4 protein-coding genes are annotated in these 3,300 nt (G+C 72.9%); all 4 read left to right on the top strand.

Annotated features, from left to right (window positions below):
- The first annotated feature begins 3 nt into the window (after positions 1–3).
- Entirely contained in the window at positions 4–555 is a 552-nt protein-coding gene (locus D6689_22990) for a hypothetical protein (protein RMH35963.1), read from the top strand.
- Positions 556–665: 110 nt separating this feature from the next.
- Positions 666–1,022, top strand: coding sequence for a hypothetical protein (locus tag D6689_22985; GenBank protein RMH35962.1), 357 nt, complete (start codon positions 666–668; stop codon positions 1,020–1,022).
- 78 nt (positions 1,023–1,100) lie between these two features.
- Entirely contained in the window at positions 1,101–2,363 is a 1,263-nt protein-coding gene (locus D6689_22980) for a sensor histidine kinase (protein RMH35961.1), read from the top strand.
- Positions 2,360–2,929 carry a response regulator gene (locus tag D6689_22975; protein ID RMH35960.1) on the top strand — a complete coding sequence of 190 codons (570 nt, stop codon included), beginning with the start codon at positions 2,360–2,362 and terminating at the stop codon, positions 2,927–2,929. Before D6689_22980 ends, D6689_22975 begins: the two co-directional genes overlap by 4 nt.
- Positions 2,930–3,300: the final 371 nt, after the last annotated feature.

Raw genomic sequence — 3,300 nt, 5'->3', positions numbered from 1 at the left:
GCGGTGCGCATCGAGCAGGCCGCGGTGTCGGTGACGCGCGTGCGGATCCATCCGTGCGCGGGCGCGAGCGCGCCGCGGCCGCTGCTGGCGCCCGCGGTCGCCTACGCGCACGACCCCGTGCCGGCGACGTTCGCCGAGCCGCGCGTGGTCGTGGATCTGATGGTCGGCGACGCCGAGCCGATCGCGATCGCCACCTTGCGGCCGCCGCCGGGGCGCTACTGCGGCGCCACGGTCGAGCTCGGGCCGGGGTGGGGCGGCGGGCTGTCGGGCGAGACCTTCGCGGTGCGCGGAACCTATGTTCCGCCCGGCGGCGGCGCGCCGGAGCCGTTCGAGATCCGGTCGAGCGCGCCGCTGGAGACCGGCATCACCTTCGACGCGGCCGACGGCACGCCGCGCGTGTTTCGCGCCGAGCCGGGCGCGCCGGCGCCGCGCGTGCTGGTCGGCCTCCACTACGGTCGCTGGCTCGACGGCGTCGACTTCCGCGATCCGGACGCGGCGGCGCGGGTCGAGGCGGTGGAGCGCAGCGTGCTCGCCTCGATTCACGGCGTGATGTGACGCTGCGGCAATTCGTCGCGCGACGCCGTGGCGCAGCCGGTGGCGCCGGACGTCGAGATAGAGTCCCGCGCATGCGAATCCTGTGCGTGCTAGCTGTGATTGTCCCTCTGATGGCGTGCTCCACCGAAGATGACCACGACCACCACCATGAGATCGACGTCTCGATCGTCCCGCCGCCGCCCCACACGGTCACGGCCGGCGAGCCGTTCGACGTCACCTGGGTGGTGATCAACGAGTCCCACGACGAGCTGCACCACTCCGAGATCCGAGTGTGCGACGGCGCCGGGGTCGCGGACTGCGGCCTCGGCGAGCAGGGCACCTACACGAGCTTCACCGGCTCGATGACCGACGGCTCGTTCACCGCGAGCGTCACGCTCGATCCCGCCGGGATGTACACTCTGGTCGCGTGGGCGCACATCGGCGACGATCCCCACGTCTCGACGGCCTACGACGTCGAAGCGCAGTAGCGCCCGGCCCGCGCGGGCACCGCCGGGCTGTCCGCGGCGTGTTCGCGCCGGCCGCGCGTGGCACGCTATCCTGGGACCGTGGTCCACGATCGGCGCCAGATCAACTTCCTGTGGCTGATCCGCCTGCGCTGGGCGGCGATCGCCGGGCAGCTGATCACGATCGCGGTCACCCGGTGGGCGCTCGGCGTGCACCTGCCGCTGGCGGCGCTGTTCGGGCTGGTGGCCATGTCGGCGGCGGTCAACGTCGGCTGCGCGGTGGTCGCTGCGCGCGGGCGGCCGGTGAGCGACGCGTGGCTGGCGGCCACCATGGCCGTCGATGTGCTGCTGTTTACCGGGCTGCTGTACTTCAGCGGCGGGCCGGCCAACCCGTTTAGCTTCCTGTATCTGGTCTACCTCGCGCTGGCGGCGATCGTGCTGCCGCCGCGGTGGACCTGGGCGCTCGCGGTGCTGTCGCTGGCGGGCTCGGCGGTACTGTTCGTCGACGCGCACCCGGTTCACGTGGGGAGCACCCACGAGCAGAACATGGTCGCGCACCTGCGCGGGATGTGGGTGGCGCTCGGCGTGGCGGCGGCGTTCATCGTGTACTTCCTGCTGCGGGTCACGCGCGCGCTGGCCGACCGCGAGCAGGAGCTGTCGCGCGCGCGCCAGCTCGCGGAGCGCCAGGAGCGGCTGGCGTCGCTCGCGACCATGGCGGCGGGCGCGGCGCACGAGCTGTCGACGCCGCTTTCGACGATCGCCACGGTGGTCGCCGACATGGACCGCACGGCCGGCTGCTCGGCCGACGACGTGCGCCTAATTCGCGACGAGCTGGCGCGGTGCCGGTCGATCCTGGCGCAGATGTCGGCCGACGCCGGCGCGATGATGGGCGAGGGGCTCGCGACCGTGTCGGTGCACGCGCTGCTGGCCGATGCGGTCGACGACACGCGCGCGGCGCCGGCGATCGAGCTCGACTGCGACGGCGTCGGCGATCGCCGGCTGCGGCTCCCTCGCCGCGCGGTGGCGCAGGCGATCCGCAGCGTGATCCGCAACGCACAGGACGCGACCCGCGGCGAGCACCCGGTGCGCGTGGAGGCGGCGATCCGCGACGACCGGCTCGCGCTGGTCGTCCGCGACCGCGGCGACGGCATGACTCCCGAGCAGTTGGAGCGGGCCGGCGAGCCGTTTTTCACCACCAAACCGCCCGGCGCGGGCATGGGGCTGGGCCTGTTTCTCACGCGCGCGGTCGTCGAGCGGCTCGGCGGCGCGCTGGCCATCGAATCGTCCCCGGGAACTGGGACTACCGTCGCGATCGAGCTGCCGGTCGACGCTGCGACAAATGACCGCATGGCCAGGCCGGGATGACGACGACTACACACGAGCCTCCGGTGACCGCCCAGTCGATGCTGATCGTCGACGACGACGAGATCTTTCGCGAGCGCCTCGCCCGCTCGATGCGCGACCGCGGCTACGAGGTGCGGACCGCCGCCGACTACGACGAGGCGATCGCCGCCGCGCGCGCCGAGTCCCCGGAGCTCGCGGTGGTGGACCTGAAGATGCCCGGGCGCTCCGGGCTCGAGCTGGTGCGCGACCTCAAGGCGATCGACGCGGCCACGCAGATCGTCGTGCTCACCGGCTACGGCAGCATCGCGACCGCGCTGGACGCCGTTCGGCTCGGCGCGGCCCACTACCTGCAAAAGCCCGCCGACGCCGACGACGTCATCCTGGCATTCCAGCGCGCGTCGGCGCCGCCGCTCGAACCGCCCGCGCCCGAGGATCTGCGCGCGCCGTCGCTGGCGCGCGCCGAGTGGGAGCACATCAGCCGGGTGCTGTCGGACTGCGGTGGCAACATCTCCGAGGCGGCGCGCCGGCTCGGCATCCACCGGCGGTCCCTGCAGCGCAAGCTGCACAAGTACCCGCCGCGCGACTGACGGGCCTGTGAGCGAATCGGCTCGCCGTGACGCCCGCGCGAAACACACGTGGCGAATCGACCCATGCCGCGGTACGCGTCAGCGGGTCCGCCGCCCGCGGGTGAGCTCGTCGTGCAGGCCCTGCTTGCGCAGTCCAAAAACCACACCGAGGTTGATTCGCGCCGCAGCGAACGAGCCTCGTTGGGGACTCGGCCGGTGTGGGCGCACTCGGCTCGTCGCGGGCTGACGCGCTACCGCTGCGCGACGTCGGCGGACGACGAACCGGTAATCACGTTCGCATTCGCTGGCGGCGGACGCACGTTGGCGCGGCAACCCGACCCACTCGCTGCCGTCGTCACGGTTTCGATGCCGGGCGTCAAGCCGTGTCGGCG

Source organism: Deltaproteobacteria bacterium, assembly GCA_003696105.1.
GTDB lineage: Bacteria > Myxococcota_A > Polyangia > Haliangiales > J016 > J016.
The sequence above is the reverse complement of the archived record's forward strand: the minus strand, read 5'-3'. Positions and strand labels throughout refer to the sequence as shown.

Bases quoted from the DNA above. Each gene is read 5' to 3' on its own strand.
- D6689_22985 (RMH35962.1), top strand. From the start codon at position 666: ATGGCGTGCTCCACCGAAGATGACCACGACCACCACCATGAGATCGAC.
- D6689_22975 (RMH35960.1), top strand. From the start codon at position 2,360: ATGACGACGACTACACACGAGCCTCCGGTGACCGCCCAGTCGATGCTG.